A 234-nucleotide genomic window follows, 5' to 3' on the forward strand; every position below is an offset into this window, starting at 1 on the left:
TAAACTGTCCAAAATCTGTAACGACCTGCGCCTGCTCTCTTCCGGTCCGAGCTCAGGTTTGAAAGAAATCAACCTGCATGAATTGCAGGCCGGTTATTCCATCAGGCCCGCCAAAGTCAATCCCGTGATTCCCGAAGTCGTCAACCAAGTCTGCTTCTAAGTCATCGGCAACGACACCACGATCACTTTCGCTGCCGAAGCAGGTCAGTTGCAGCTGAACGTTATGGAGCCGGT

The 234-nt window shown here is 52.1% G+C and carries 1 pseudogene; it reads left to right on the forward strand.

From position 1 onward, the window contains the following. Positions 1-234: pseudogene (locus ACTHSX_RS10885) on the forward strand (lyase family protein); the annotation flags it as partial.

The organism is Neisseria sp. P0014.S002 (genome assembly GCF_051958295.1).
Taxonomy (GTDB): Bacteria; Pseudomonadota; Gammaproteobacteria; order Burkholderiales; family Neisseriaceae; genus Neisseria; species Neisseria flavescens_B.